Here is a 26,464-nt window from a genome sequence, read left to right on the forward strand (position 1 = left end):
ATGATCAGGTTGAGGACGGCGGGCGCGGCGGCCCTGGTTTGCTCCATCCTGGCCGGCTGCGCCCAGTACACCGCGCTGCCGCGCCCAGGCTACGAGTCGCGGGGGACCGAGGACATGTCCTCGGACCAGATGATGCAGACCGATTTCAATCGGACCCTGACCATCGCCATGCGCGACAACCTGTCGAGCCTGATGTCGCTGATGACCAAGCTCTACAAGCGCAATCCGCGCGAGTGGCGCAAGTCCGGCAAGCCCTCCATGGATGCCGCCGCCGAGACGGTCAGGCTGTCCATCGACGCCCGTACGCCGCCCGCCGGGCTCCAGGGCCTGCACGACGTCGAGATCCTGGCCGTGTCGCTCGATCCCGCCTACCAGGGCGACCGCGTCGCAGCCTTCATCTACGGCATGGCCGATACCATCGTCGCGGCGCACGACGGCAAGACGCGTTTCTATGCCTTCGATCTGCTGGACGGCGACCGGGTCTACAACGCGGCCCGCAACGTCGAGGCCGCCGCCTGGCTGCTGGGCAGCCGGCGCGATGCCCGCGGCGAGCCGCTGCTGCTGGCCAACGAATGGACGGACAAGCAGGTGAACCTGAGTTTCGAGCGCGAGTTCGGCGCCATCATCGGGCGCCTGGACCTGATCGCCAATCTGCTGGGCGAGAACTCCCGCCGGCTGGGGATCAACTACGCGCAGAACCTGATGCTGTTTTCCTTCCTCCCGGTGCGCTAGAGCCGTCATTTGCGGTCGCGAGAGCCGCCTGCCTCGCGCCCGAGCAGCGCGCGCTTGCGCTCGACGCCCCAGCGATAGCCCGACAGATCGCCGTCGCGCCGGATGACCCGATGGCAGGGGATGGCCACGGCGATGTGATTGGCGCCGCAGGCCTGGGCCACGGCGCGCACGGCCCGGGGCGCGCCTATGCGCTGCGCGATTTCGGCGTAGCTGGCGGTCCGGCCGGGCGGGATCTCGCGCAGGGCCTGCCAGACGCGCTCCTGGAAGGCCGTGCCGCGCACGTCCAGCGGCAAGTTCAGCCCGACCGAGGGGGCCTCGACGAAGCCCACCACCTGGGCCACCAGCCGTTCGAAGCCGGTGTCGCCGCCGATCAGCCTGGCCCTGGGAAACTGGTCCTGCAGGTCGCGCACCAGCGCGTCCGGATCGTCGCCCAGCAGGATGGCGCAGATGCCGCGCTGGCTTTGCGCGACCAGGATGGCGCCCAGCGAGCACTGGCCCACGGCGAAGCGGATGACCGCGCCGGCGCCCCCCGCGCGGTAGTCGCGCGCACGCATGCCCAGCAACTGGTCGGAGGCTTCGTAGAACCGGCTGTTGGAGTTGAATCCGGCCTCGTAGATGGCATCGGTGACCGAGGCGTCGGGTGTTCCCAATTCCTCGCGCAGCCGGCGGGCGCGCCGGGCCGAGGCATAGGCCTTGGGCGTCAGGCCGGTCTCGGCCTTGAATACCCTATGGAAGTGGAAGGGGCTCATGCCTGCCTGCATGGCCAGGTCCGCAAGACTGGGCGGTGTCTCGGCGCTTTCGATCAAGCGGCAGGCGCGGGCGATCAGCGCGGTGCGTTCCCGGGCGGCATCGGGCCCGTCCTGCTGCCGCCGGCTGGCGCGATAGCCAGCCGCCTCGGCCTCGCGCGGCGAGTCGAAGAATTCGACGTTGGCGCGCCGGGGCAGCCGTGTCGGCGAACTGGGGCGGCAATACACGCCGGTGGTGCGCACGGCGTAGACGAAATGGCCATCGGCATCGGCGTCGCGCGCCTGCACCGCCCGCCAGCGGGCGTCATCGGTGGCGTAGTCGGACGGTGGGCGGGTACCCATGGCGGATGTCCGGGAGTTCGTGGTCATGGCATCAGGATAGCGAATGGTCCGGCCGCAAGCGCTCCGTTTCTTGCGCTCGAATCCGTGCCGCGCGCCGCCCCTTGGCCGTGGAACCCGCCACCAGGACGCATCCTTCTCTTGCGAAGCCAGGCCAGGATCATCCCGCCTTCCTGAACGTGAAGTTGATGCGCTGGCTGCCCAGGACCGGATGCGGGACGTCGGACAGCGGCATCACGCCGTGGTAGCGCAGGCGATCCGGGCCGCCCCAGACGGCGATGTCGCCGTGGTGGAGCCCGATCCGCGCCGGCTTGTCCGAACGACGGTGGCCGCCGAACAGGAAGATCGCCGGCATGCCCAGGGATACCGACACGATGGGGGCGTCGAGGTCGCGTTCGTTCTTGTCCTGGTGCAGCGACATCCGCGCGCCGGGCAGGTAGCGGTTGATCAGGCAGGCATCGGGTTCGAAGCGGGGAAAGCCGGCCGCCTCGGCCGCCTCCCGCGCAAGCGCGGCGAAGGCCTCCGGCATGGCGGGCCAGGGCAGGCCGGTGGCGGGGTCGGTGCGCGAGTACCGGTAGCCGTGGCGGTCGGTCGTCCAGCCCAGCGTGCCGCAGTTGGTCAGCGCGACCGACATGGTGAAGCCGCCGGGCGTCACCATGTGGCGAAACGGCGCGGCGTCCGTGACGCGGGCGATGGCGGGCAGCAACTCGTCCACGCGGGGCAGCGCGAAGCCGCGCAGCAGGAAGGCGCGCGGTCCCATGGGTTCGGGCTGGCCCGGGGTGGCGTCGGAGAAAAGATCGAATGTCTGCATGGTCCTGCGCTAGCGCGCGTCGTGGAAGATCAGGCCCACGGTGTACCGCCTGCCGCTGTGGACGCGGCTGACGCCGTGGCGCATCGCCACCTTGCGCACGCCGCCGCGCCGGCCCGGCGCGGGGCGCTGGTTGACGGCGAACACCACCGCGTCACCCCGTTCGCCGTAGAGATCCTGGTGCAGGCAATTGTAGTCGCCGGCACCGTACGCCACGATTTGTCTGCGGCACGCGTGTGTTTTACCCTGTGGCGTCATGAGCGGGCGCAGGCCCCGCCTTTCACCTTCCTTTTCCTCCAGGAGACCCCCTAGTGGTTCGACTCGCGACGACAGCATGCACACTTCCCCTGCAATCCCTCCGCGACGTCTCGTTGAGTCGCCGCAGGCTGTCCAAGCCCTGGTTGGCCCACTTCGCGTTCCTGATCCTGCTGCTGTTGGCGACACTGGGGTCCGCCCGTATCGCGATGGCTGCGCAAGCCGCCGTGGCGCCCACGCCAGCCGCGCTGGCGGACCTGCTCGAGAACCCCGACAGCCGCCAGGCGCTGATCGACCAGTTGCGGGCGCATGAACCGGGGACCGGCGCGAAGCAAGCCGGGGCGGCTGCCTCGGCTGCTGCGCCCGACCAGGCGTCCCCCACGCTGCGTGAGCGGCTGGCAGACGGCACGCAGCGTTTCCTGTCCGGCCTGGTGGCCGACCTGGGGCAGGGCGCCGCGGACCTGCGGGCGATGGCCGAAGGCGACGGTCCTTCCATGGACAGCGACGAGGCGCGGGCATTGCAACCGCTGGCCATCTCGGTCGCGACGGCCATCGTCGCCTTCGTGCTGTTGCGGCTGGTGGCGCTGTGGATCTACCGGCGGATCGATGATTGGGTGGCGAGGCTGGGTTGGGACGCCACGGCGTCGTGGCCGGCCGATGCGCCCATCGGCATGCCGGTCCTGTACCGGCGCGCGGGCGCGATCGTCGGCGCGGTCATCATCGATGCGCTGGTGGTGGTGCTGGCCGCCGCCGCGGCATACGCGGCCGGGGTCCGCGGCGGACCGGACGGTGTGGCGGTCGACCCGCTGGTGGCGGTGTTCCTGAAGGCCTTCCTGGCGGTCGAGATCACCAAGGTGCTCGTTCGCACCGTGTTCTCGACGCGCTATCCGCACCTGCGCCTGCTGCCGATGTCGAATGAGATGGCCCGCTACTGGAACCGGTGGCTGATCGTGCTGGTCATGGCGGCGGGCTACGGCACGATGCTGGTCGATCCGGTTCTGGCGGCCGCGCTGTCGCCCGCGCTGGGCCGGCTGGCCACCCTGGTGATCATGCTGGGTGTCTACGTGTACGCGGTGGGCGTGATCTGGCGCAACCGCCTGCGTGTGCGCGAACGGCTGGAGCACAGCGGTTCGCGCCGGACGACTTTCCTGGGCACCTCGCCGCGTCTGCTGGCGCGCGTCTGGCACTGGCTGGGCATCGGGTACTTCACCGTGCTGCTGGTGGTCAGCCAGATCGATCCGGCCAATGCGCTGCCTTTCATGGTGGGCGCCACGCTCCAGACCCTGCTGGCGACCGGCGTGGGCAGCCTGGCCATCGTGTTGCTGAACGCGTTGCTGGCCAAGCCCATACGCGTCTCCGACGAATTGCGCGCGCGCCTGCCCATGCTGGAGAGCCGACTGAACTCCTATGTGCCCGCGACCATCCGTTTCGTGGGATGGGCGGTCCGCATCGTCGTGGTGCTGCTGGTGCTGGATGCGTGGCGCGCTTTCAACCTGTCGCGCTGGATCGCCTCGGACGCCGGCGCGGCGGCCATAGGCGTGGCGGTGAACGTGGCCATCGTGCTGCTGGCGGCGGCGTTGGCGTGGACGGTGGTGGCCAGCGTCATCGAACACCGGCTGAACCTGCGCGAGGGCGGACGCATGCCCACCGCGCGCGAGAAGACCCTGTTGTCGCTGTTCCGCAATGCGGCGCTGATCGTGATCGTGACAATGACGGTCATGGTGGTGCTGTCGCAGATAGGCATAGACGTGGCGCCCCTGATCGCGGGCGCGGGCGTGGTGGGCCTGGCCGTGGGCTTCGGCGCGCAGAAGCTGGTGCAGGACATCATCACCGGCGTCTTCATCCAGCTCGAGAACGGCATGAACGAAAACGACGTCGTGCAGGTGGCCGGCGTTTTCGGCACGGTCGAGAAGATGACCATCCGCTCGGTGGGCATACGGACCCTGGACGGCGGCTACCACCTGGTGCCGTTCTCGTCGGTGGACGTGGTGTCCAACCACATGCGGGACTTTTCCTACCATCTGGGCGAGTACACGGTCGCCCACCGGGAAAGCGTCGACGATGCCATGCAACACCTGCGCAATGCCTTCGCGGAACTGATGACCGACGAGGCGCTGGCGCCGGAGATCCTGGAGGACATCAGCATCCCGGGCGTCACCGCCGTCAACGAGAAGGGCGTGACCATACGCGTGCTGATCAAGACCCGGCCGGGCATGCAGTGGGCGGTGCAGCGCGCCTACAACCGCTTGGTGAAGCAGCACTTCAACGCCGCCGGCATCGAGTTGCCTTACCCGCACATGGTGGTCTATTTCGGGCAGGACAAGCAGGGCGAGGCGCCGCCGGTGCGAGTGGCCATGGAAGAGGGGCGGGCCGTGGCCGGCTGATCCCGGCCTTCAACCCGCCAGCAGCCAGCCCCCCAGCGCCGCCAGCGCCACGACCATGACGGGCGGCACGCGGCCCAGGACCAGCAACCCGAAGGCGGCCAGCGCCAGCGCGAAGTCGGCGCGGCCGTGGATGGCGCTGGTCCATACCGGGTCGTACAGCGCCGCCAGCAGGATGCCGACCACGCCGGCGTTGACGCCGGCCAGCGCGGTCTGGATGCCGCGACGCTGGCGCAATTGTTCCCAGAAGGGCAAGGCGCCCGCCAATACCAGCAGCGCGGGCAGGAAGATCATGGCCAGCGCGGCCAGGCCGCCGGCCCAGCCGTGCAGCGGACCGCGGGCCACCGCGCCCAGGTAGGCGGCGAAAGTGAACAGCGGCCCGGGCACGGCCTGCGCCGCGCCATAGCCAGCCAGGAAGTCCGCGTTGTCGACGAGGCCCGTGGGCACGACCGTGGCCTGCAGGAGTGGCAGCACCACGTGTCCGCCGCCGAAGACCAGCGCGCCGGCGCGATAGATACCCTCGAAGAACGCAACGAGCGAGGAGCCGCTGGCCGCGGCCCAGGCCGGCAGCGCCGCCAGCGGCAGGGCGAACAGCGCCAGGGCCGTGATGCCGGCCCGGCGGGAGATGGGGTAGGGATGGGGGCGTGCCGGAGCGGGGGCGGGCAGGTCCAACAGCCATCGGCCAAGCAGTCCGCAGGCCACGATCGCGGCGACCTGTCCCGAGGCCGAGGGGACGGCCAGTGTCGCCAGCGCGGCCAGCATGGCCAGTCCCGCGCGTGTCCGGTCGGGACACAGCGACCTGGCCATGCCCCAGACCGCCTGCGCGACCACCGCCACGGCCACGACCTTCAGGCCGTGTACCCAGCCGGAGGCGGCCATGTCGCGGTATCCGGCCATGCCATAGGCGAACAGGATCAGGACCAGGGCCGACGGCAACGTGAAGCCCAGCCACGCGGCCAGCAGGCCGGGCCAGCCGGCGCGCCGCAATCCCACCGCCATGCCGACCTGGCTGCTGGCGGGCCCGGGCAGGAATTGGCACAGGGCCACGAGGTCCGAGTAGCTGCGATCGTCCAGCCAGCGGCGGCGCTCCACGAACTCGGCACGGAAGTAGCCCAGGTGCGCGATCGGCCCGCCGAAGGACGTCAGTCCCAGCCGCAGGAAGACCAGGAATACCCGCCATGCGCCCTCGCGCGTATCGTCGTGTCCTGCCGGAGGCGCGTCGGTGGGCATGGTGGTCAACGTGAGAAGGGTTTCCGGGAGGGCTTGGCGGCGCCTTCGTGCGCGCGAACGAAGTCGATGAAGGCCCGCAGGGGCGAGGGCAGGTGCCGGCGGCCGGAATAATAAAGGAACGGGCCGGAGAATGGGCGCCACCAGGACTTGAGCACGGGTTCCAGCGCGCCGCTGTCCAGGTCGGGCTGCAGCCAGTCCTCGAACAGGTGGATGATGCCCAGTCCGTCACGGGCGGCCTGGACCGCGAGTTCGATGCCGCTGCCCAGGCTGACCAGCAGCGGCCCGGCGGGGTCCACGCGCAGGACTTCCCCCTTGCGCTCGTATTCCCAGGCGGGCATGGCGCCGCTGGCGAACTGGCCACGCAGGCAGACGTGGCCGAGCAGGTCACGCGGATGCGCGGGGCGGCCGTGCGCGGCAAGATAGGCAGGCGAGGCGGCGGTGGCGAAGCGCTGCCAGCGCGGGCCGATGGGAATCGCGATCATGTCCTGTTCGAGCCGTTCGTCGTAGCGGATGCCGGCGTCGCAGCCGGCGGCCAGGAGATCGACGAAGCCGTCCTCGACCACGATTTCGAGCTTGATGTCGGGATAGGCTTGCAGGAAGGGCGTGACCAGGGGCGCGAGCACCAGCCGGGCGGCGCTGAGCGGAACGTTCAGCCGCAGGGTGCCGGCGGGCCGATCGCGGAATCCGTTGACGACGTCGAGTGCGGTTTCCACTTCGCCCAGCGCGGGCACCAGCCGTTCGACCAGGCGCGCGCCGGCCTCGGTCGGTGTCACGCTGCGAGTGGTGCGATGGAGCAGCCGGACGCCCAGCCGGCCCTCCAGTCTGCGTACCGCCTCGCTCAGGCTGGAAGCCGACGTGCCGCTGGCGCGCGCGCCTTCGCGAAAACCGCCGGCGCGAACCACGGCCAGAAAGGCGAACAGGTCTTGGAGCGGTGCTTGCATTGTGCAGAATTTCGTACAGCCTGTGCCGATTACACCAGATTATTGATCGAAGTGGCCATGTCTATAGTGTGATCCATCCATGTTTTTCCGGAGAAATACCGTGATCGATCTACAGCCAGCGGGCACTTTCGCCCTGGGAGACCGTACCGTGCGCCGCATGGGCTACGGCGCGATGCAACTGGCGGGGCCGGGCGTGTTCGGGCCGCCCAAGGATCGCGCCGCGGCGATTGCCGTGCTGCGCGCCGCGGTCGAGGCGGGCGTCGACCATCTCGATACCAGCGATTTCTACGGGCCCCACGTCACCAACCAGTTGATCCGCGAGGCCCTGCATCCCTATCGGGGCCTGACCATCGTGACCAAGGTCGGAGCCGTGCGCGGGCCGGACGCCTCATGGAATCCGGCGCAGAGTCCCGGACAACTGACGCAGGCCGTGCACGACAATCTGCGCAATCTGGGGCTGGACGTGCTGGACGTGGTGAACCTGCGCATCATGGGTGACGTGCATGCGCCGTCCGAGGGATCGATCGAGGCGCCGTTCACCGCGCTGGCGCAATTGCAGCGGCAGGGGCTCATCCGCCATCTCGGCCTGAGCAACGCCACGCCCGCGCAGGTGGTCCAGGCCCAGCGCATCGCCCCCATCGTGTGCGTGCAGAACCACTACAACCTGGCGCACCGTGCCGATGACGCGCTGATCGAGCAACTGGGCGCCCAGGGCATCGCCTACGTGCCGTTCTTTCCGCTGGGCGGCTTCTCGCCGCTGCAGTCGGAGATCCTGACCCGCGTGGCGACGCGGCTGGCGGCGACCCCCATGCAGGTGGCGCTGGCCTGGCTGCTGGCACGCGCACCCAACCTGTTGCTGATTCCGGGAACGTCGTCGCTGGCGCATCTGCGCGAGAACCTGGCGGCGGCCGCGCTGGCGCTGCCCGCCGACGCGATCGCCGAGCTGGACCGCATCGCCGCGGAGGGCCAGGCCAAGCCCTAGCCGTGCGGGCGCGGCGGCGAAGATGCGTTATCGTCGGGGTGGATCCATTCATGCCCCGACAAGCCCCCGCGTGAGAACCGATAGCCGCCTTTCCCGAATGCTGCACGTGCTGCTGCACATGGCCAGGGACGACCAGCCCGTGACGTCCGCCCAGATCGCCCGGATGCTGGGCACCAATGCCGCCGTGGTCCGCCGGACCATGGCGGGCCTGCGCAAGGCGGGCTATGTGCAGTCCGAGAAGGGCCACCATGGCGGTTGGCGGCTGGATTGCGACCTGGCCGAGGTCACGCTGCTGGACATCCATCGCGCGGTGGGCGGGCCCAGGATTTTTGCGATCGGCGCCGACCATGCCCATCCCGACTGCGCGGTCGAGCGCGTGGTCAACGCCGCGCTGGGCGACGCACTGGACGAGGCGCAAGCCTTGCTCGTCCGGCGCCTGGGAGCGGTGACGCTGGCGGACCTGGCCAGGGAGTTCGAGCAGATCTGCCGCACGGCGTCGTGGGGCCTGGCGGACCACCTCCAGCCTTGAACATGCAGCGGTAGGGAATGGCCTCGAGTGCCAAAGGGGTATCGGGGCCTTGCGGCGAATTGTTATGTATCATTTAAAGGTACATGAATTGGACGAAGCAAGGAGAGCGGTATGGACTACGACGTGATCATCATCGGCGGAAGCTACGCCGGGCTTTCGGCGGGCCTGCAACTGGCCCGCGCCCGGCGCCGCGTGCTCGTGATCGATGCCGGCGAGCGCCGCAACCGGTATGCGCCGCTGTCCCATGGTTTCCTGACGCGCGACGGCGAGGCGGGCGCCGACATCGCCGCCATCGCCAGGGACCAGTTGCTCAGGTACGAGACCGTGGAGTGGCTGGATGCCCGCGTGGACGCGGTGGCGCAGGCGGGCGCGGGGTTCGAGGTGTCGGTGGGGAAGCGGGTACGCACGGCGCAGCGCCTCGTGCTGGCGACGGGCGTGAAGGACGAACTGCCGGACCTGCCGGGCCTCGCGCAGCGTTGGGGTACCCATGTTTTCCATTGTCCGTACTGCCATGGCTACGAACTGCAGCAGGGCCGCGTCGGCGTGCTGGCCTTGTCCGAGATGTCGATGCACCAGGCGATGATGCTGCCGGATTGGGGCGCGACCACGCTGTTCCTGAACGAGGCCTTCGAGCCCGATGCGCAGCAGCTGGCGCTGCTGGCCGGGCGCGGCGTGGCCATCGTGCGGGGACGGGTGGCGCGGCTGGAAGGCGAAGGCGTGGCGGTGGCCATGGAGGACGGCGTGGTCCATGCGCTGAACGGCCTGTTCATCGCGGCCCGGGTCCGGTCGTCGGAGCTGGCCGAGCAACTGGGCTGCGTGATGGAAGAGGGGCCGTGGGGCAGCACGATCAAGACCGATGGCACCAAGGCCACCAGCGTGCCCGGCGTGTTCGCGTGCGGCGACACGGGCAGGCCCGCCGGCTCGGTGGCGGCGGCGGTGGGCGATGGCGCGATGGCGGGCGCCGCGGCCCACCGCTCGCTGATGTTCGGGTTGTAGAAGAACGATCGGGCGGTCGGGCCTTGTTGTCAAGCTTTCGAGCTATGCCAGGACACGCGCAGCCGGCGCCAGCCGATGACGAGGCCCGTGGCGCTCAACGCGAGACCGCCCAGGCTGAACAGGATCATCATCGCGTCCCATAGCGGGCGGCGCTCGAGCAGGGGTAGCCAGTCCCAGCTGTGCAGCATGGCGAACAGCCAGCGCGAGGCGCGGCGCGAGCGGTCGGTGCTGTTCAGGACGGAGCCCGTGTACGGGTCCAGGTGCACCCAGGTCGCCTCGGGATCGTCGAACTCGATGCGCCAGACCGGCAGCGGCTTGTCACCGCCGCCCGTCATGGTGTGCGGGGCGCGGTCGTAGTAGTGGAGGTCGTAGCGGTCGAGCACCTGGATGCGGGCCAGGGGAGCTGCCATGAGTCCCGCCGCCGCATGGCGCAGTTCCGCGGCGTCCAGGCGCACGGCCTGCGCGGTCCGGGGGTCGAGCAGCGCGGGGCAGCCGGCCGGGCCATAGGCCAGGACGACTTCGCGCCCCAGGCGGTGGACCCAGCGCAACTCGCGGATGTCGCCGCCGGCCAGCAGCGCCTGCACGGAGGCCGTGCCGGCGGGCATCGTACCCGTGTCGCCGTATACCGCGGCCACGGAGGGGCCGCCGCGGCCGCTGCTGAACAGGCCCCATGGATTCATGGACATCAAGCCGCTGAAGATCCAGGTAAGCGTGGTCAGCGCGAACGCCAGTCCCGCCAGGTGGTGCCAGCGCATCATGCCGGCCCGGTAAGGGGAACGCGAACCGCTGCGGTAGGGGCGCGAGAAGCGCCAGCGCAGCAGTCCGACGGCGGTGCCGGTGAGCGCGACGGCGATGCCCGCGATGGACAGGCCGTCGACGATGGCGGCCCAGTGGCGGTCGAAAAGATTGCCGCGGAAAGGATAGAGCCAATGGATCCACGCGCCCGCGTAGTTCCAGACGCGCTCGGTGCGCGTCGCGTCGCGCACCACTTCGCCGGTGCGGCTGGACACGTACAACAGCGTGCCCGCGTCGTCGTCCAGTTGCACACGGTGAAGCGGCCGGTGCGGGTCCAGGGCGCGCGAGTGCGTATGCGCATCCTCGTCCACCTGGCCGGCATAGTGGGCCTGGACGGTACCGCCGGCGTAGGCGGCGGCGCTGGCCACGGCATGCGCCGCATCGATTGGCCGCAGCATCGTCCCGGTCGCGGCGTCGATGGCCACGGGCGTGCCGGCCCGGGAGCCATCCGACAGCGTGGCCAGGTAGACCGGCCGGCCAGCGCTGGCCGCCGACAACCGCAAGTCTTTCGGCATCGAGGCGATGCCCGCCGCCGCGAGGGCCTGGGCGGGACCGAGCAAGGGCGCCGCGGGATCCAGCGCGGGTAGGTGGCGCAGGCGCTCGGCCGCGGTGAGCTTGGGGTAGCCGACATACATCATGACCACGCCCGAGGCGAACCACATCACGAAGAACGCGCACACCAGGATGCCCAGCCACCGGTGCAGCAGATAGAGCCAGCGCTTGAGGCGTGAACGCATGGCCGTCTCCTAGAACGCGATCCGCAGGCTGACGTCTGCGGTGCGCGGGGCGCCCAGGTAGGCCATGGTCGGCGTCATGCTGGCGGCATAGACCTTGTCGGTCAGGTTGCGGATGCGCGCCACGATCGCGGTGCGGCGATCGATGCGGTAGCTCATCCCAAGGTCCACCAGCAGATAGGCTGGCCAGGACACCGTATTGGCCGCATCGGCGTACACGCGGCCGACACGGCGCAGCCCGACGGTGGCCTTCAGCGCGGGCGTGACGGCGTAGGACACCCACAGGTTGGCGACCGTGGCCGGTGTGTTGGTCGGACGCTTGCCCGCCAGCGACACGCCGCCCTGGGTGTAGTCATCGTAGCGCGCGTCGACGTAGGCGACGTTGCCCTGGATGGACCAGCGCCGGTCGGGCTGCAGTCCCACGGCCAGTTCCAGCCCCCGGGAAGACTGCTCGCCCACGAGCACGGTCAGGCTGCTGTCGTTCGGGTCCTGGCTGGCGATGTTTCGGCGCGAGATGCGATAGGCGGCCAGCGTGGCGGTTCCCTTGCCTTCCCAGAAGTCCAGCTTGCCGCCGACCTCGGCCTGGCGGCCGGAGGTCAGTTCGCTGTTGTTGCGGACGTCCGCGAACGATGCGGTGGACAGCACGCCCGAGGGCGGATCCGCCGCCGTGGCGTACTGGACGTAGAGCGCCGCGTCCTGCGTGACGTCCCAGACCAGACCGACGCGGCCCGTGGTCGGGTGATAGCTGCGGCGGAACCCGGCCGGATTGGCGGCGTTGACCTCTCGCCGGTTGGTCAGGTCGAGCTCGATGCGTTCGTGGCGCAGCGCCGTGACCAGGTGCAGGCCGGGACGCAGAGCGGTTCGGTTTTCGGCATAGATGGCCAGAGTGCGGACCTTGTTGTCGCGGTCGGGCCGGAAGCCCGGCGACATGCCGGGTATGTCGAAGAAACGCTCGGTGCCGAAGCCGTATGGGTCGACCGTGCCGATGGTGCCGGACAGGCTGTTCGGGAAACGCGTCTGGCGATTCACGCTGACATCCATCCCGAAGGCCCAGTCGCTTTTCAGGCCGGCGATCCCGCCGCGGTAGATGCCGTCGACGCGGTTGCCCACCAGGTGCTGGTCGTGGCGCTGCAGCAGCGCGCTCGACCGTATCACCTGCGAGTTGTCGGCGTTGAAGCGATAGTTCTCGACGTTGCGATAGTCGCGCAGGGCGTCGTACACGTAGAAGGTGTTCCGCCATTGCAGTTTGTCGCTGGCCCGCCACTCGGCGATGGAGCGCAGCCACTGCACGCGCTGGATGTATACCCCGTCGGCGCTGTTGTAGTTCTTGAAGCGGGTGCCGTCGTCGATGCGCGCGGTGCCGGCGATCGGGTTCAGCAGGGGCGTGCCCCAGTAGGGGCGGTCGACGTGTTCGTGCTGGTACTCGTAGGCCAGGGTGTGGGTGAAGCCGTTGCCGAAGTCGGACAGCACCGATGCCGCGAGCTGCGTGGCGCGCGTGCCCGTGCCGTCCACCCAGCTGTCGCCGCCGCGATGGTTGAGGTCCAGGCGCAGGTAGTGCCCGGGGCCGTCGGCGTCGCCGGCGATGCGCCGGTTCAGTCCGGCCGAGGCTTCCTTGAGCCCGTTGCCGCCCAGCCGCAACTGGCCTTGCGTGATGTCTTCGCGCCTGGCGAGCTTGGTCACATAGTTGATCGATCCGCCCACCGCGCCTGCGCCGAACAGGAAGCTGGATGGTCCGCCGATGGCTTCGACGCGTTCATAGATCCAGCTGTCCACCGGGCGGGCGGCGATCGAGTACTGGACGTTGATGCCGTTGAACAACTGGCTGATGGAACCGGTGCCGAAGCCGCGGTAGCTCACGCCCACGTTGCCGGGGGCGTCGTGGGCGGTCACGCCGGGGATGGCGCGCAGGATCTCCTGGGTGTTCTGCGCGCCGCGCGCCTCGATCGTGGCACGATCGACCACGGTGATCGAGGCGGGGGTCTCGCGGGCGGTCAGGCCGAGATTGCTGGCGGCCGCGGCCGGCGTGTCGAGGTTGAGCTTGCCGTTGGGCGTGTCGGCGTCGTCGCTGACTTCGATCGTGGGCAGGGCATGTTCAGGAACCGCCTGGGCGTGGACGGGGACGGCAAACGTCTGCCAGGTGGCGAGCAGGCCGGCGCACAAGGAACCGGGCAGGGATGGACGCGTGGCGGCGCGATGCGCATCCGGGCGCATCGGGGAAACGGGAGGGAACACGAACGACTCCTGGTCGGCCGCGCGGGACGCGGCAGGACGAAACGGCACTGCCACGCGGGCAGGCCGGGCGGGTTCAGGAAGCGGACGTGAAGGGTGGAGCGCGAGAGGGAGGCGGGCGCGAGATCGGCGCCGTGCCCAGGAGCGGAGCGGGGGGAAGCGCCGGTGCCTCGGCCGCGACGACGAGGCCTGCCAGGACGGGCCCCCCGCTGGGGGTCGGCAGCGCGACGGCGGCATGGAGCCGGCAATAGGGGCAGTCGGCGGACGTCGTGGCCGAATCGTCCCGCGACGGACTGGAGCCGTCGTCCGACAGCTTGACCAGTTTCGGGCCGTAGACGCTGCAAAGCTCGACCCAGGTATCGGCGGGACGAGCCAGCGTCTTGGCGATGGCCGGCGCCAGCATTCCCCAGAGCAGCGCGAGCAGCACCAGCATCGCGATGCCGCGATGGCGGTCCTGCCTGGAGAATCGGAGGGATGGCCGATGCATGCTTGAGTGAAGGCTGGTGCCCGACGCCCGGGCGGACAGGCCGGATGGCCTGCGAAACGCCGGGAGTATGGGCAGGAAATCCGATCGCGTCAATCCGCGGTCCGCGATCAGAGGCGCGCCAGGACTGCCTCGGCGATGGCCAGCGACGCGGTCAATCCCGGCGATTCGATGCCGTACAGATTGACCAGGCCGGGCACGCCATGGTCGGCCGGTCCCTGGACCATGAAGTCCGCCGCGGGCGAGCCGGGGCCCGACAGCTTGGGCCGTATGCCGGCGTAGCCTGGTTGCAGCGCGCCGTCGGGCAAGGCCGGCCAATATTGGCGGATCGAGGCATAGAACGCATCGGCGCGGCGCGGATCGACCCGGTAGTCCACCCGGTCCACCCATTCGACGTCGGGGCCGAAACGGGCCTGCCCACCCAGGTCCAGGGTCAGGTGCACGCCCAGCCCGCCCGGTTCGGGCACGGGATAGATCAGGCGCGAAAAAGGGGAGCGTCCGGCCAGGCTGTAGTAGTTGCCCTTGGCCAGATGCGCGGACGGGATGCGCGAAGCGTGGGGTCCATGCAGGGCCGCGGCGATTTCCTGGGCATGCAGGCCGGCGGCGTTCACCACGATGCCAGCGCGCACTTCCATGGGCTGCGGGCCGCCGACCTGCAGCGTGATGCCGTCGGCGCCGCACTGCCCGCCGGCCACGGGCGAGCCGAAGGCCAGCATGCCGCCGGCCGCTTCGCAGTCGGCCTGGAATGACAGCATGAGGGCATGGCTATCGACGATGCCCGTGCTGCGGCTGTCCAGCGCGGCCACGCAGTGCAGCTGGGGCTCGGCCCGGCGCGCCGCGCCGGCGGCCATCATCTCGAGTTCGGCGACGCCGTTGGCGCGACCGGTCGCGCGCAACTGCTCCAACACCTCGACCTGGCCGGCCGAGGTGGCCACGATGAACTTGCCGCAGCGCCGGTGCGGGATGCTTCGCCGGGCACAGTATTCGTAGAGCAGGTGCTTGCCGCGCACGCACCACCCGGCCTTGAGCGAGCCCGGGGGGTAGTAGATGCCGGCATGGATGACCTCGCTGTTGCGTGAGCTGGTGCCGGTGCCTATCCCCAGCTCCTTCTCCAGGACGATGGTTTCCAGGCCCCGGGCGGCCAGCGCGCGGGCGATGGCAAGGCCCACCACGCCGGCCCCGATGACGATGCAATCGACTTGTTCCATCAGCGGGCGTCTCGTCTTCTTCCGGAAGCAGACATCGTAATTCACGGCCGTTATGTCGTCCGGATACCTTCTGTTACGATCGCCGTCGTTTCTTCAAGGACGCTCCATTGGCTTTGCTGATCATGAAACCGCGCCTGGCCCGGCTGGCGGCGCTGGCGACCGCGGTGCTGGCGCTTGCCAGCTGCGGCGGCGACGGCGCCGTCGCGCCCGAGACCGCCTGTGCGCGCCAGGTCAACGACACGGAAGACAAGCTGCTGGCCTGCATGACGCTCGACGGCGTCATGGCCCATCTGCGGGAGTTCGCGCGCATCGCAGAGGCGAACGCGGGACACCGCGCCTCGGGATCGCCCGGGTACGATGCCTCGGCGGCCTATGCCGAGCAAGTGCTGCGCGGCGCCGGCTATGCGGTCACGCGCGAGCCCTTCGATTTCGTCCGGTACGGGGACCTCGGCGGGAGCCTGCTGCGCCAGGTGGGGCCGCTACCGGCGATGGATATCGAGCACGGGGTCATGACCTATTCCGGATCGGGCGACGTCTCGGCCGGCGCGCACGCCGTGGGCAGCCGTGGCTGTGCCGCCCGGGACTATGCCGGATTCCCGGCGGGCGGTATCGCCCTGATCGAACGGGGCGATTGCAGCTTCGACCAGAAGATCGGCCTTGCCGTGGCGGCGGGGGCCGCGGGCGTCGTGGTCTACAACAATGCCGAAGGCATGGTCCACGGCGCGTTGGGACAGAGCCTGGGCATCGAGGTCCCGGTGCTTGAGACGACCCAGGCGCTGGGCCGGCAACTGATCGCCACGCCCGGCCTGGTGCTGCGGGTGGCGGCCTCGACCCGGCGCGAGCCCGGGACCACCTTCAACCTGATCGCCGAGGGCCGCGGCGGCGACGAGAACCACGTGGTCATGGTGGGCGCGCACCTGGATTCGGTATCGACAGGCCCGGGCATCAACGACAACGGCAGCGGATCGGCGGCCGTGCTCGAGACCGCGGTACAACTGCGCGCACGCCGACCCGGTACCGGTTGCGCTTCGCCCTGTGGGGCGCCGAAGAGGACGGCGTGCTGGGTTCGGCCGACTACGTCGGCAAGCTGGCGCCCGAGGCGCTGGCGAAGATCGCCATGTACCTGAATTTCGACATGATCGGATCGCCCAACCCGGGGTATTTCATCTATGACGGCGACAACTCCGATGGCCGCAGCGACGGGCCGGGACCGGCCGGCTCCGAGGTGATCGAGCGGACCTTCGAGCGCTTCTACGCGATGCAGAACACGCCCTTCAAGGGAACGCCGTTCGACGGCCGTTCGGACTACGGCCCGTTCATCGCGCTGGGCATCCCCGCGGGCGGCGTTTCCTCGGGCGTGGACGAGATCAAGACCGAGGCGGATGTGGCGCTGTGGGGCGGCACCGCCGGCATCACGTTCGATCCCTGCTACCACGCCGCCTGCGATGACCTGTCGAACCTGGACCCGGCCGCGCTGGCGTTGAACAGCCGGGCGGTGGCGGCGGCGACGCTGCACCATGCCAACGATCTGCAGGGCATCCTGCGGGCCGCGCCGGCGGACGGCGCCCGGCGTTCGACGCGCGCCGCCTACACGCCGCCGGCCGATATGCGGCCGCGGCACCTGCCCGCGCTGCGTTAGCCGCGCGTCAGCCTTCGGACGACGATCGGCCGGCGCCCCATAGAACGGCCACGCCGATCAGCGAGGACAGGATGGAGCCGATGAAGACCGCGACCTTGGCCGCGGCGAAGTCGGTTTCCACCGGGAAGGCCTGCCCGGAAATGAACAGGGACATGGTGAAGCCTATGCCGGCCAGCGCCCCGGCGCCCACCAACTGGCGCCAGGAATAATCGGCGGGCTTGCGCGCGATGCCCAGCCGGACGGCGATGACCGAGGCCGACACCAGCCCCAGCGGCTTGCCGAGGACCAGCCCGGCAATGATGGCCAGCGACAGCTGGCCATGGCTGGACAGCACGTCGGGCGCCAGCGCCACGCCGGCATTGGCCAGGGCGAACAGCGGCAGCACGACATAGCTGGAGCGCGCGCCGGTCGTGCGCAGCAGCCGGTCGGCGGGCGATTCCAGGCGGTCATGGATGGCATCGAACGCGGCCAGCGCGGGCAGCGACGGTCCCTGCCGCAGAACTTCTCCGCTGCGGCGTGCCTCGGCCGTCAGGATGGCATCGGCCTGCGCCACCAGCGTGGGCAGGTTGGGAGGCGGCCGCGTCGGGATGAACATGGCCAGCAGCACCCCGGCCATGGTGGCGTGCAGGCCGCTGGCATGGACGCAGGCCCACAGCAGGATGCCGGTCAGCGCATAGGGCGCGACGCGGTAGATGTGGGCCTTGTTGAGCAGGGCCAGCACGCCCACCAGGGCCGCGGCGGCGGCCAGGTAGCCCAGGTTCAGCGAACCGGAATAGAACAGCGCGACCACGACGATGGAGCCGATGTCGTCGACGATGGCCGCTGCGGTCAGGAACACCCGCAGCGCGGTGGGGACGCGGCTGCCCATCATCGCGATCAGGGCGATGGCGAAGGCCGTGTCGGTGGCCATGGGCACGCCCCAGCCGTGCGACCACGGCCCGGCGGGAACGATCAGGCTGTAGACCAGCGCCGGCACGAGCATGCCGCCCAGGGCCGCCGCCACCGGCAGCGCGGCCGAGTGCAGGTTGGCCAGGTGGCCGACGGTGAACTCGCGCTTGATCTCCAGCCCCACGACCAGGAAGAAGATCGTCAGCAGGCCGTCGTTGATCCAGTGCAGCAGCGACATGCCGAAGCCGGCCTGCCCGAACGAGATCGCCAGGGGAGTTTCCCACAGCGCGGCGAAGGACTCGCCCAGGCCGGAATTCGTCAGCAGGACCGCCAGCGCGGCCGCCAGCAGGAGCAGCACGCCGGCCGAGGGCGCCCAGCCGGCGAAGTCCTGCGCCACGCTGCGCAGGCGATGGCCCGGCGTGCGCAGCATGGCGTCGGTGAACGAGCTTTCGTCCCAGGGGCCGTCGTAGCGGCGGCCGTTGATGAAGAAGGTGGGCGTGACCATGACCCGGCTGGCCCGGGCGCCGGCGACGTCGGCATCGACCCGGGCCCGGGCCGCCTCGTCGTCGGCCGTTTGCCGCGCGCCGGCGGGCGGAATGCCGAGCTGGCCCGCGACCAGGGACAGGTCTTCCTCGGAGAGCGTGCGCGAATGCGTCATCAGCGTGACGTGGGCGTCCCAGAACTGGCGGGCGTCGCGCGCGTGTTCGGCCAGTTCCGCGGCGCGGCGCGCGATGTCGCTGCCCGGCAGCGGATAGTGGCGGAATACGTAGCGCAGCCGGTCGCCCAACTGGTGCCGGATTTCGGCGATGCGTTCGTTGGCGGCCCGGCAGTACGGGCAGGCGTAGCTGCCATATTCGACCAGGGTGATGGCGGCATCGGCAGGGCCGAGGACGTGGTCCCGGCTGTCGTCCACCGGTTGCTCCAGCCTGGCGGTCAAGCTCTCTTCGGACACGTGATTCCTTGGGTGGAGTGGCTCGGCCTGCTCAGTGGGCCTGCGGCGCGGGTTGCCGGGCGCGCCTCTGCTTGAGCCTGCGCGTCTCCCACAGGCCCACGGCCGTCAGGACCGCGGTGGTCAGCCAGCCCATGGCCAGCAACGTCGCGGCATAGCCCACGGGCACCAGCACGAGCAGCGCCACCGCGCCGGCCAGGTGCGACCCCGGGATGGAACCGTAGACGACTTTCTTGTAGATGGCGCTGCCCAGCAGGTAGATGGCCGGACCGGCCACCAGCACGACGACCTGTGCCGTCCCGAGGGCTTCATGCGGATGGGCCATGACGAGATCGTTGCCGACGGCGGTGACGATGATGCCGGCCACGAGGATGGCGTGGATGTAGTGGAAATAGGCGCCGATGCGGCCGGGGTCGTCCGAGCTCGTGATGGCCTCGGTGGCATCCTTGCTGGAGGTGCCGAAATACAGCCACCACATCGCCAGGGTGCCGAGGAAGGTGGCCAGGACGCCGGAGACGATGGCCGCGTTCCAGGCTTCGGTGTTCGCCAGCATGACGCCGGTGGCGAGCAGCGTCTCGCCCAGCGCCACGATCACGAACAACTGGCAGCGTTCGGCCAGGTGGCCGCCCTCGATGGTCCAGTCGCGGGTATGGGAGCGGCCCATGCCCGGCAGGGCGAAGCCGAACATGGGCGAGCCGTATTCGCACAGCACCGCGACCAGCCACAGCAGCGCGCGCAGCTCATGCCCTTCGGCCATCGCCCCGGCGATCCAGAAGACTGCGGCGATGACCAGCCACCCCAGCATGCGCCGGTAGTTGGCGGCCAGCGGATGGCCGGCGGGCAACTGGCAGACGATGAACGCGGTCCGGCCCACCTGCATCGCGGCATAGGACCCGGCGAACAGCAGCGCCCGGTCGCCGAAGGCCTCGGGCAGGCTGGCCGCCATGCACAGCGCCAGCAGCATCGTGGCGAAGAGCAGGCCGCGGATGCGCGGCGTTTCCGGGTCGAACCAGTTCGTCACCCAGCAGGTGTACTGCCAGCCCAGCCACACGGCCAGCCAGAGGATCAGCGACTCGATCACGCCGGTGAGCGTCAGGTGGTGCAGGAGTTGATGGCTGATCTGCGTGACGGCGAAGACGTAGATCAGGTCGAAGAACAATTCTTCGAAGGTGACGCGGGCATGGTGCCCGTCGCGGTGGCGCAGGAGAGGATGGCGATGGGGAGCGGATGACATGGCGGGGCGGGACGGCCGGTGCGGGAGGCCAGCCGGTCGGGGTCGGACACGCGGTTTAAGATAGCCGGAAACGCCCGCGCCGCGCCACGGGACCTGACTTCGCGCCCGAGGATCAGGCGGGGTTGTTGTCTTAGCACAACTTCCGTCGCGGCATGGGGGCCGCTTGCGCCGGCCGCGCCAAGGAGCATCGCCCATGAGAATCCCCGTTCCGCTCAACGCCTTGCGAGCCTTCGAGGCCGCGGTCCGCCACCGCTCGATCAAGGAGGCCGCGGCGGAGCTGGGCGTGACGCCGTCGGCCGTCAGCCACCAGCTTCGGGCGCTGGAGGAACTGCTGGGGGTGCAACTGTTGAAGCGGATCGGTGCGCGGCTGGAGCCGACCGAGGCCGGCCGCAGGCTGGGGCCAGGGCTGAGCCAGGGGTTCGATCACATCGCGCAAGCGGTCGCCGCGGTACGCAGCGAGCGGCGGGAAGGACCGTTGCGAGTGGACATGCTGCCCTCGTTCGCCACGCAATGGCTGTCGCCCCGCCTGGCGCGCTATCCCTTCGAGCGCCATGGCTTTTCCTTGCAGATATCGACCACCCAGGAAGGCGTGGACCTTGCCGCCGGGGAGGCCGACGCCGGTATCTGGCTGGGGGCGGGGCAGTGGCCGGGGCTGGTGGCCGAGCGGTTGTTCCAGGCATCGGTGGATTTGTACGCCCGGCCCGGCCATGTCGGGGGAACGCCGCGCGAAAGGCTGCGGGCGCTGCGCGCATCCAATCTGTTCGTGTCGCGGCATTGCCCTGGCTGGCGGGACTGGACGGACAGCTTGCCGGCCGGCCGCTTCGAACCCGCATGCGTCACGCTGGTGGACTCGGGCGGATTGACCCTGCAGGCGGCGGCCGATGGCGCGGGCGTGGCGATCGCGGTGGCGGAACTGGCCGATGCCGGCGTGCGCGCGGGGCGGCTGGAATCGGTGTTCGGGCACCGCATGCCCGTGGGCATGGGCTTCCATCTGGTCTATCCGCCGGCACTGCGGGAAGACCGCAGATTGGGGAACCTGAGTCGGTGGCTGCACGCCCAGGCGGCGGCCATGCGGGCAGAGCCGTCGGGGGAAGGCGAGACGGACGACAGCCTGGCCTGCGCGGGCAGATGAGTCAGGTGGAATCGGGAGCGCCGTACAGGGCCTCGCCGCGCACCTGGACGCCGTCCTGGAACTGCATGATTTCGCAGGCGCGCGTCCGCCTGCCGCCCTGGAGCGCCACGTAGTGCACCACCAGGACCTGGGCCGTCTCGTCGCAGATGGCGGCCACGAGTTCGAACCTCAACCCGGGGCGGTCGGCCAAGGCCGCTTCCCAGTAGCGGCGCAGCGCGGCCTTGCCTCGCACCCGGCTCGTGCCGGCGTAAGGCAGGGCGAGGGCGCTGGTGAACTCCGCATCCTCGGCGAAGGTGGCCAGGACGGCATCCACGTCGGCCCGGTTCCAGGCCGAGATCCAGGCGTGCGCGTGGGCTTGCAATTGGCTGCGGGACAAGGTGGTCATGTCTGCTATATCCAGAACAGGATGATGGTGAGCCCGGTCAGGGCGGCCATGGCGCGGTTGATCCGCAGCGCCACGCCGGGGCGGCGCAGCCAGGGTTTGAGCGCGGCGCCGAAGCCGACCCAGATCGCGATGCAGGGCAGGCCGACCGCGACGAACACGAGGCAGATCACCAGCAGGTGGGACAGGTAGCCGCCGCCCGGCGGCGTGAATGCCGCTATGGCGGTGGCCGCGGCCAGCCAGGCCTTGGGATTGACGAACTGGAAGACCACGGCCTGGAGCAGCGTGATGGGCCGGCTCGCGCGGGCCTCCTCCATTTCGGCGGCGCGCCACAATCTGGCGGCCAGCCACAGCAGGTAAAGGCTGCCTGCTGCCTTCAGCGCCAGCTGCAACCCGGGCTCCATTGCGAACAGCACGCCCAGCCCGGCTGCCACCAGCCACAGTTGCGCGATCATGCCCAGCGGGATACCCAGCATGTGCGGACAGGTGCGGCGAAAGCCGAACAGGAGGCCCGAGGACATCAGCATCACGTTGTTGGGCCCCGGCGTGATGGACATCACGCAGACGTAGCTGACCAGGCCGAGCAAAAGGCTGTTCTCCATCGTGCTTCTTCGTGCCGGGATCGCGGGACGGATCCCCGTTGCGCATTCTGGCCCGCGGTGCCCGGCGCCGGCCAGCGAGATTTTTTCAGGCGGCGTTGAGTTTTGCGGCGCGCCGGGGTTCGCTCTCGCAGGGGCCGCGCGCCGGGCTGGTTTCGCTGGGCGGCGTGGCCCTGGGCTTCGTGTTCTACATGCTGTGCGCGGCACTGGGCATCACCGCCCTGGTCATGGCGGTGCCCTATGCCTACGATACGTTGCGCGCGGGCGGCGCGATCTACCTGCTCTACCTGGCATGGCAGGCGGTCAGGCCGGGCGGGCGTTCGCCGTTCCAGGTGCGCGAGCTGCCACGCGACGGCCCCGGCAAGCTGTTCGCGATGGGTTTCCTGACCAATCTGCTGAACCCGAAGATCGCGGTGATGTATCTGTCGCTGCTGCCACAGTTCATCCGGCCCGAGCAGGGCAGCGTGCTGGCGCAGTCCTTCGCCTTCGGCGCCACGCAGATCGCGATCAGCATCAGCATCAACGCCACGGTGGCCATCATGGCTGGCTCGATCGCCACCTTCCTGGCGCGCCGCCCGCTGTGGCTGGTGGTGCAACGGTGGCTGATGGGCACGGTGCTGGCGGGGCTGGCCGTGCGCATGGCCACCGAGGCACGCCGCTAGCGGGCAGCCCCGGCGGAAGGACTACCTGCCCGGAGGCATCGGCGCATCGGCCGGATCCTCGACCAGCGAGTCCGGATCGGCCAGCCAGTCCTCGTCGTCGGCGCGGCGCAACGCATTGCCGTCCAGCAAGAGGCCCTTGGTCAGTTCCAGGGCCTGCTTCTCGAACAGCCGGCGATAGACGCCGTCCTCGATGCGGATCAGCGCCTCGTGCGTGCCTTCCTCGACGACGCGGCCCTTGTCCATCACCAGCAGGCGGTCGAGCGCGCGGACGGTGGACAGCCGGTGCGCCACGACCAGCGTGGTGCGGCCTTCCATCAGGCGTTCCATGGCCTGCTGGATCAGCACCTCGCTTTCGCTGTCCAGGCTGGAGGTGGCCTCGTCCAGGATCAGGATGGGCGCATCGGCCAGGAAGGCGCGAGCCAGCGCGACGCGCTGGCGCTCGCCGCCGGACAGCTTGACGCCGCGCTCGCCCACCAGGGTCTCGTAGCCGTGGGGCAGGGCCATGATGAAGTCATGGGCGCTGGCCAGTCGCGCGGCGCGCTCGATTTGAGCGCGCGTGGCGTCAGGCCGGGCATAGGCGATGTTCTCGGCCAGCGAGCGGTGGAACAGGATGGGTTCCTGCTGCACGATGGCGATCTGCTGGCGCAGCGAGGCCTGGCGCACGGCGGAGATATCCTGGCCGTCGATGGTGATGCGGCCGCCGCTGACGTCGTACAGGCGCTGGATCAGCTTGATGAACGTCGTCTTGCCCGAACCGGAGTGGCCGACCAGGCCAACCCGCTGGCCCGGCGCGATCCGTATCGAGAAGTCGCGGTAGAGCGGCGTGTCGTGGGTGCCGTAGCGGAAGTCCACGTGCTCGAAGCGGATCTCTCCGGGGCCGATGGCGATGTCCGGCGCCCCCGGGCGGTCCTCGATGCCCAGCGGCTGGCGTTCCAGCGCGACCAGCTCTTCCATGTCGTTGATGGAGCGTTGGAGGTTGCGGATGTCCATGCCCACGTCGCGCAGGTAGCCTTGCAACATGAAGAAGGTCGTCAGCGCGAAGGTGATGTCGCCCACGCTGGCCTGCCCGCGCGACCACAGCAGCAGCGCCGTGCCCAGGATGGCGGCCTGCATCAGCACGAGCATCGCGCCCTGGACGCCGCCGTTGATCGTGCCGCGCACCCAGGTGCGCCGGGTACGCATGCGCCACTTGCGGATCACCCGCGCCAGGCGGGTTTCCTCGCGGTCCTCGGCGCCGAAGGCCTTGACCACCGCGTTGCAGGTGATGGAGTCGGCCAGCGCGCCGCCCATGCGTGTGTCCCAGGCGTTGGCCAGGCGCGCGGCGGGCGCGACGAAGCCGAGCGACAACATGACCGTCAATGCCACGTACAGCAGCGATCCCAGGCCGATGACCGCGCCCATCAGCGGCCAGGTGGCGCCCAGCAGGACGGTCGCTCCCGCCAGCATGACCAGGGACGGCAGCAGGGCGACCAGCAGCGTGTCGTTCAGGAGGTCGAGCGCCCACATGCCGCGCGTGATCTTGCGCACGGTGGAGCCGGCGAAGCTGTTGGCATGCCAGTCGGTCGAGAAGCGCTGCACGCGATGGAAGGCGTTGCCCGCGATCTTGCTCATCATCTTGAGCGTGAGGAAGGTCAGGCTCAGGAATACCACCTGGCGCAGCAGCGTGGCGCCCACGCCCAGCGCGGCCAGTATCCAGAATGCGGTGATGGCGGCCTGCCAGGCCGCCGTGTCGCTGGCTGCGCCGGAGGCCACGGCATCGACCAGGCGGCCGGCGTACAGCGGCGTCACGACACTGGCCAGCGTGGACAGCAGGACCGCGACGATGATGGTCAGGATGCGCCAGGGCTGTTCGGCCCAGTGGCGAAAAGTGAAGCCAAGGACGTCCTTGTAGGACTGTCCGCGGAAGTCGAGTTTCTTCGATGCCATTTGCGACAGCCCCGGCTCGCGGTGGAGCGGGGTCTCCAAAGTCGGAACAGGAAACGGACGGGCCATCGCGCGCTTGTGGCGTGCGCAGGGCAGGAAACCGTCCGGGAGTGATTGCAGGCAGGAAAACCGCCCGCGGGGGCAACCTAGAGGTGCCGGGGAGCCGGTCCGGAGACGACGATGCGCGTATTGATCATTTTGCGTCTCCTGGATGGGTTGTGAAAGTGATGGCAAAAAGCCGAACATAAAGTCTAGCAGCCCGTGCCCGGGCGGGGCAATGGCGCAGGCGGGCGAATGTGGCCGCCGGCATACACTTGTGCTGCGGCATGGCCTGCCGGAACGAATGACTCCAGTTGCAGAGGTGGACATGAAGATAGCAGTGATGGGAGCCGGCGCGGTCGGCAGCTACTACGGCGCGATACTGGCCCGCGCCGGCCACGACGTGGTGCTGGTGGGCCGCGCCGCGCACGTGGAGGCGGTCCGGCGGCAAGGCCTCTTGCTGGAGACGAAGTCCTTTCAAGGGCACGTGCCGGCGCGGGCCAGCGAAGATCCCGCGGACGTCGCCGGCGCGAAACTCTTGCTGTTCTGCGTGAAGTCCACCGACACCGAGGACGCGGGCCGGCAGGTCGCCCCGCACCTGGATGCCGACGCCGTCGTGCTCAGCCTGCAGAACGGGGTCGACAACGCCGAGCGCCTGCAGGCCCTGCTGCCGCAGCCGGTGGTTCCGGCCGTGGTCTACGTGGCGGTGGAGATGGCGGGCGCGGGGCACGTGCGCCATCACGGGCGCGGCGAACTCGTGTTGGGGCCGTCGCCCCGCAGCGACGAGGCGGCCGGTGTCCTGAGCGCCGCCGGCATCCCGGCCACGGTGTCAGGCAATGCCATGGGCGAGCTCTGGGCCAAGCTCATCCTGAACTGCGCCTACAACGCCTTGTCGGCCGCGACGCAATTGCCCTATGGCCGGCTGGTGGAGGGCGAAGGGGTGCTGGACGCCATGCGCGACGTGGTGGACGAGTGCCTGGCGGTGGCGGCCGCCGCCGGCGTGGCGGTGCCGGGGGATACCTGGGAGGCGGTGCTGCGCATCAGCCGCACGATGCCTACGCAACTGTCGTCCACCGCGCAGGACCTCGCGCGCGGCAAGCCGAGCGAGATCGATCACCTGAACGGCTACATCGTCCGCAAGGGCGGCCAGCTGCGGGTGCCCACGCCGGCCAACCGCATGCTCCACAGCCTGGTGAAGCTGCTGGAGTCGCGCAGGGGCTGAGATCGGCTCCGGGAACGGAACGTGCTGCCGGGCAGGGCTGCCCATGGACGTTATCCGGAGGTGAACGATGAATGCCGTACCCAAGGAAATGCAGGTGTGCGTGGACGCCTGCCTGCGCTGCTACCAGTCCTGCCTGGGTTCCGCCATGAACCATTGCCTGGAGCGGGGCGGGGCGCACGTCGCGCCGCCCCATTTCCGCCTGATGATGGCGTGCGCCGAGATATGCCGCATCGCCGCTCATTTCATGTTGATCGGCGTTCCGCAGCATCGCCACGTGTGCGCCGACTGCGCCTCGATCTGCCGGCAGTGCGCCGACAGCTGCGACGGCCTGGACGGCATGGACCAGTGCGCGGCCGACTGCCGTAGCTGCGCCGATGCCTGCGAGCGCATGGCGGCCTGAGCCGGC

Annotated in this window: 22 protein-coding genes and 2 pseudogenes; 10 read left to right on the plus strand and 14 right to left on the minus strand. The window is 69.7% G+C overall.

Annotated elements, in window-relative coordinates; all coding sequences use genetic code 11:
• Entirely contained in the window at positions 1–732 is a 732-nt protein-coding gene (locus ABD104_RS01545; protein ID WP_343927046.1) for a hypothetical protein, read from the plus strand.
• 5 nt (positions 733–737) lie between these two features.
• Here ABD104_RS01545 and ada read toward each other — a convergent pair whose 3' ends face one another.
• From ada to ABD104_RS01560, 3 genes and pseudogenes are all read right to left on the minus strand, one after another.
• The gene (gene ada / locus ABD104_RS01550; RefSeq protein ID WP_087840044.1) at positions 738–1,820 is read right to left on the minus strand and encodes a bifunctional DNA-binding transcriptional regulator/O6-methylguanine-DNA methyltransferase Ada; all 1,083 of its coding nucleotides are present in this window, start codon (positions 1,818–1,820) and stop codon (positions 738–740) included.
• A gap of 157 nt (positions 1,821–1,977) precedes the next feature.
• Positions 1,978–2,628 carry a DNA oxidative demethylase AlkB gene (gene alkB, locus ABD104_RS01555; RefSeq protein WP_132978820.1) on the minus strand — a complete coding sequence of 217 codons (651 nt, stop codon included), beginning with the start codon at positions 2,626–2,628 and terminating at the stop codon, positions 1,978–1,980.
• 9 nt (positions 2,629–2,637) lie between these two features.
• Positions 2,638–2,844: pseudogene (locus ABD104_RS01560) on the minus strand (2OG-Fe(II) oxygenase); the annotation flags it as partial.
• A gap of 152 nt (positions 2,845–2,996) precedes the next feature.
• Between ABD104_RS01560 and ABD104_RS01565 the strand changes: the two are divergent.
• On the plus strand, positions 2,997–5,264 hold the full coding sequence (locus ABD104_RS01565; protein ID WP_338619104.1) for a mechanosensitive ion channel domain-containing protein: 2,268 nt from the start codon (positions 2,997–2,999) through the stop codon (positions 5,262–5,264).
• Positions 5,265–5,273: 9 nt separating this feature from the next.
• Here the strand turns inward: ABD104_RS01565 and chrA are convergent, their stop codons facing one another.
• Positions 5,274–6,491 (minus strand): chromate efflux transporter, encoded by a 1,218-nt coding sequence (gene chrA, locus ABD104_RS01570; protein WP_087840269.1) that lies wholly within the window; start codon positions 6,489–6,491, stop codon positions 5,274–5,276.
• 5 nt (positions 6,492–6,496) lie between these two features.
• Positions 6,497–7,432: a LysR family transcriptional regulator gene (locus ABD104_RS01575; RefSeq protein WP_087840046.1), complete on the minus strand. Its 936-nt coding sequence runs from the start codon at positions 7,430–7,432 to the stop codon at positions 6,497–6,499.
• Positions 7,433–7,532: 100 nt separating this feature from the next.
• Between ABD104_RS01575 and ABD104_RS01580 the strand changes: the two genes are divergently transcribed.
• The 3 genes from ABD104_RS01580 to ABD104_RS01590 all read left to right on the plus strand — a co-directional run bounded on the left by ABD104_RS01580 (position 7,533) and on the right by ABD104_RS01590 (position 9,939).
• Positions 7,533–8,414 carry an aldo/keto reductase family oxidoreductase gene (locus ABD104_RS01580; protein WP_087840047.1) on the plus strand — a complete coding sequence of 294 codons (882 nt, stop codon included), beginning with the start codon at positions 7,533–7,535 and terminating at the stop codon, positions 8,412–8,414.
• 22 nt (positions 8,415–8,436) lie between these two features.
• Positions 8,437–8,943: an Rrf2 family transcriptional regulator gene (locus tag ABD104_RS01585; RefSeq protein WP_165962982.1), complete on the plus strand. Its 507-nt coding sequence runs from the start codon at positions 8,437–8,439 to the stop codon at positions 8,941–8,943.
• A 111-nt stretch (positions 8,944–9,054) separates the two neighbouring features.
• A complete protein-coding gene (locus ABD104_RS01590) occupies positions 9,055–9,939 on the plus strand; it encodes an NAD(P)/FAD-dependent oxidoreductase (protein ID WP_087840049.1) in 885 nt (294 codons plus the stop codon).
• A gap of 29 nt (positions 9,940–9,968) precedes the next feature.
• On the opposite strand, the gene ABD104_RS01595 is transcribed toward ABD104_RS01590, so the two are convergent.
• The 4 genes from ABD104_RS01595 to ABD104_RS01610 all read right to left on the minus strand — a co-directional run bounded on the left by ABD104_RS01595 (position 9,969) and on the right by ABD104_RS01610 (position 15,389).
• Positions 9,969–11,471, minus strand: coding sequence for a PepSY domain-containing protein (locus ABD104_RS01595; RefSeq protein WP_338619100.1), 1,503 nt, complete (start codon positions 11,469–11,471; stop codon positions 9,969–9,971).
• 9 nt (positions 11,472–11,480) lie between these two features.
• Positions 11,481–13,679, minus strand: a complete 2,199-nt coding sequence (locus ABD104_RS01600; RefSeq protein ID WP_338619181.1) for a TonB-dependent receptor — start codon at positions 13,677–13,679, stop codon at positions 11,481–11,483.
• Between the two features lie 94 nt (positions 13,680–13,773).
• Complete coding sequence (locus ABD104_RS01605) at positions 13,774–14,184, minus strand: DUF2946 family protein (protein WP_087840052.1); 411 nt, start codon at positions 14,182–14,184, stop codon at positions 13,774–13,776.
• Between the two features lie 107 nt (positions 14,185–14,291).
• Positions 14,292–15,389: an NAD(P)/FAD-dependent oxidoreductase gene (locus ABD104_RS01610; protein ID WP_087840053.1), complete on the minus strand. Its 1,098-nt coding sequence runs from the start codon at positions 15,387–15,389 to the stop codon at positions 14,292–14,294.
• Positions 15,390–15,898: 509 nt separating this feature from the next.
• Between ABD104_RS01610 and ABD104_RS01615 the strand changes: the two are divergent.
• A pseudogene (locus ABD104_RS01615) lies at positions 15,899–17,028 on the plus strand (M28 family peptidase).
• 7 nt (positions 17,029–17,035) lie between these two features.
• On the opposite strand, the gene nhaA reads toward ABD104_RS01615, so the two are convergent.
• Together nhaA and ABD104_RS01625 are read right to left on the minus strand one after the other, a co-directional pair.
• Positions 17,036–18,868, minus strand: a complete 1,833-nt coding sequence (gene nhaA / locus ABD104_RS01620; protein ID WP_176400789.1) for a Na+/H+ antiporter NhaA — start codon at positions 18,866–18,868, stop codon at positions 17,036–17,038.
• A 31-nt stretch (positions 18,869–18,899) separates the two neighbouring features.
• Positions 18,900–20,099 carry a low temperature requirement protein A gene (locus ABD104_RS01625; protein ID WP_087840056.1) on the minus strand — a complete coding sequence of 400 codons (1,200 nt, stop codon included), beginning with the start codon at positions 20,097–20,099 and terminating at the stop codon, positions 18,900–18,902.
• A gap of 193 nt (positions 20,100–20,292) precedes the next feature.
• Between ABD104_RS01625 and ABD104_RS01630 the strand changes: the two genes are divergently transcribed.
• The gene (locus ABD104_RS01630; protein ID WP_087840057.1) at positions 20,293–21,231 is read left to right on the plus strand and encodes a LysR substrate-binding domain-containing protein; all 939 of its coding nucleotides are present in this window, start codon (positions 20,293–20,295) and stop codon (positions 21,229–21,231) included.
• A 1-nt stretch (position 21,232) separates the two neighbouring features.
• Here the strand turns inward: ABD104_RS01630 and ABD104_RS01635 are convergent, their stop codons facing one another.
• Positions 21,233–21,616, minus strand: coding sequence for a nuclear transport factor 2 family protein (locus ABD104_RS01635; protein ID WP_343927047.1), 384 nt, complete (start codon positions 21,614–21,616; stop codon positions 21,233–21,235).
• A 5-nt stretch (positions 21,617–21,621) separates the two neighbouring features.
• On the minus strand, positions 21,622–22,215 hold the full coding sequence (locus ABD104_RS01640; RefSeq protein ID WP_087840059.1) for a LysE family translocator: 594 nt from the start codon (positions 22,213–22,215) through the stop codon (positions 21,622–21,624).
• A gap of 95 nt (positions 22,216–22,310) precedes the next feature.
• Between ABD104_RS01640 and ABD104_RS01645 the strand changes: the two genes are divergently transcribed.
• Positions 22,311–22,874 carry a LysE family translocator gene (locus tag ABD104_RS01645; protein WP_243724339.1) on the plus strand — a complete coding sequence of 188 codons (564 nt, stop codon included), beginning with the start codon at positions 22,311–22,313 and terminating at the stop codon, positions 22,872–22,874.
• A 21-nt stretch (positions 22,875–22,895) separates the two neighbouring features.
• Here the strand turns inward: ABD104_RS01645 and ABD104_RS01650 are convergent, their stop codons facing one another.
• Complete coding sequence (locus tag ABD104_RS01650) at positions 22,896–24,800, minus strand: ABC transporter ATP-binding protein (protein WP_087840061.1); 1,905 nt, start codon at positions 24,798–24,800, stop codon at positions 22,896–22,898.
• Positions 24,801–25,164: 364 nt separating this feature from the next.
• Between ABD104_RS01650 and ABD104_RS01655 the strand changes: the two genes are divergently transcribed.
• Together ABD104_RS01655 and ABD104_RS01660 are read left to right on the plus strand one after the other, a co-directional pair.
• Entirely contained in the window at positions 25,165–26,058 is an 894-nt protein-coding gene (locus ABD104_RS01655; protein ID WP_087840062.1) for a ketopantoate reductase family protein, read from the plus strand.
• A 67-nt stretch (positions 26,059–26,125) separates the two neighbouring features.
• Entirely contained in the window at positions 26,126–26,458 is a 333-nt protein-coding gene (locus ABD104_RS01660; protein WP_087840063.1) for a four-helix bundle copper-binding protein, read from the plus strand.
• Positions 26,459–26,464 lie beyond the last annotated feature (6 nt).

The sequence above is a fragment of the Pigmentiphaga daeguensis genome (assembly GCF_039523035.1).
In the GTDB taxonomy this organism is placed as follows: domain Bacteria; phylum Pseudomonadota; class Gammaproteobacteria; order Burkholderiales; family Burkholderiaceae_B; genus Pigmentiphaga; species Pigmentiphaga daeguensis.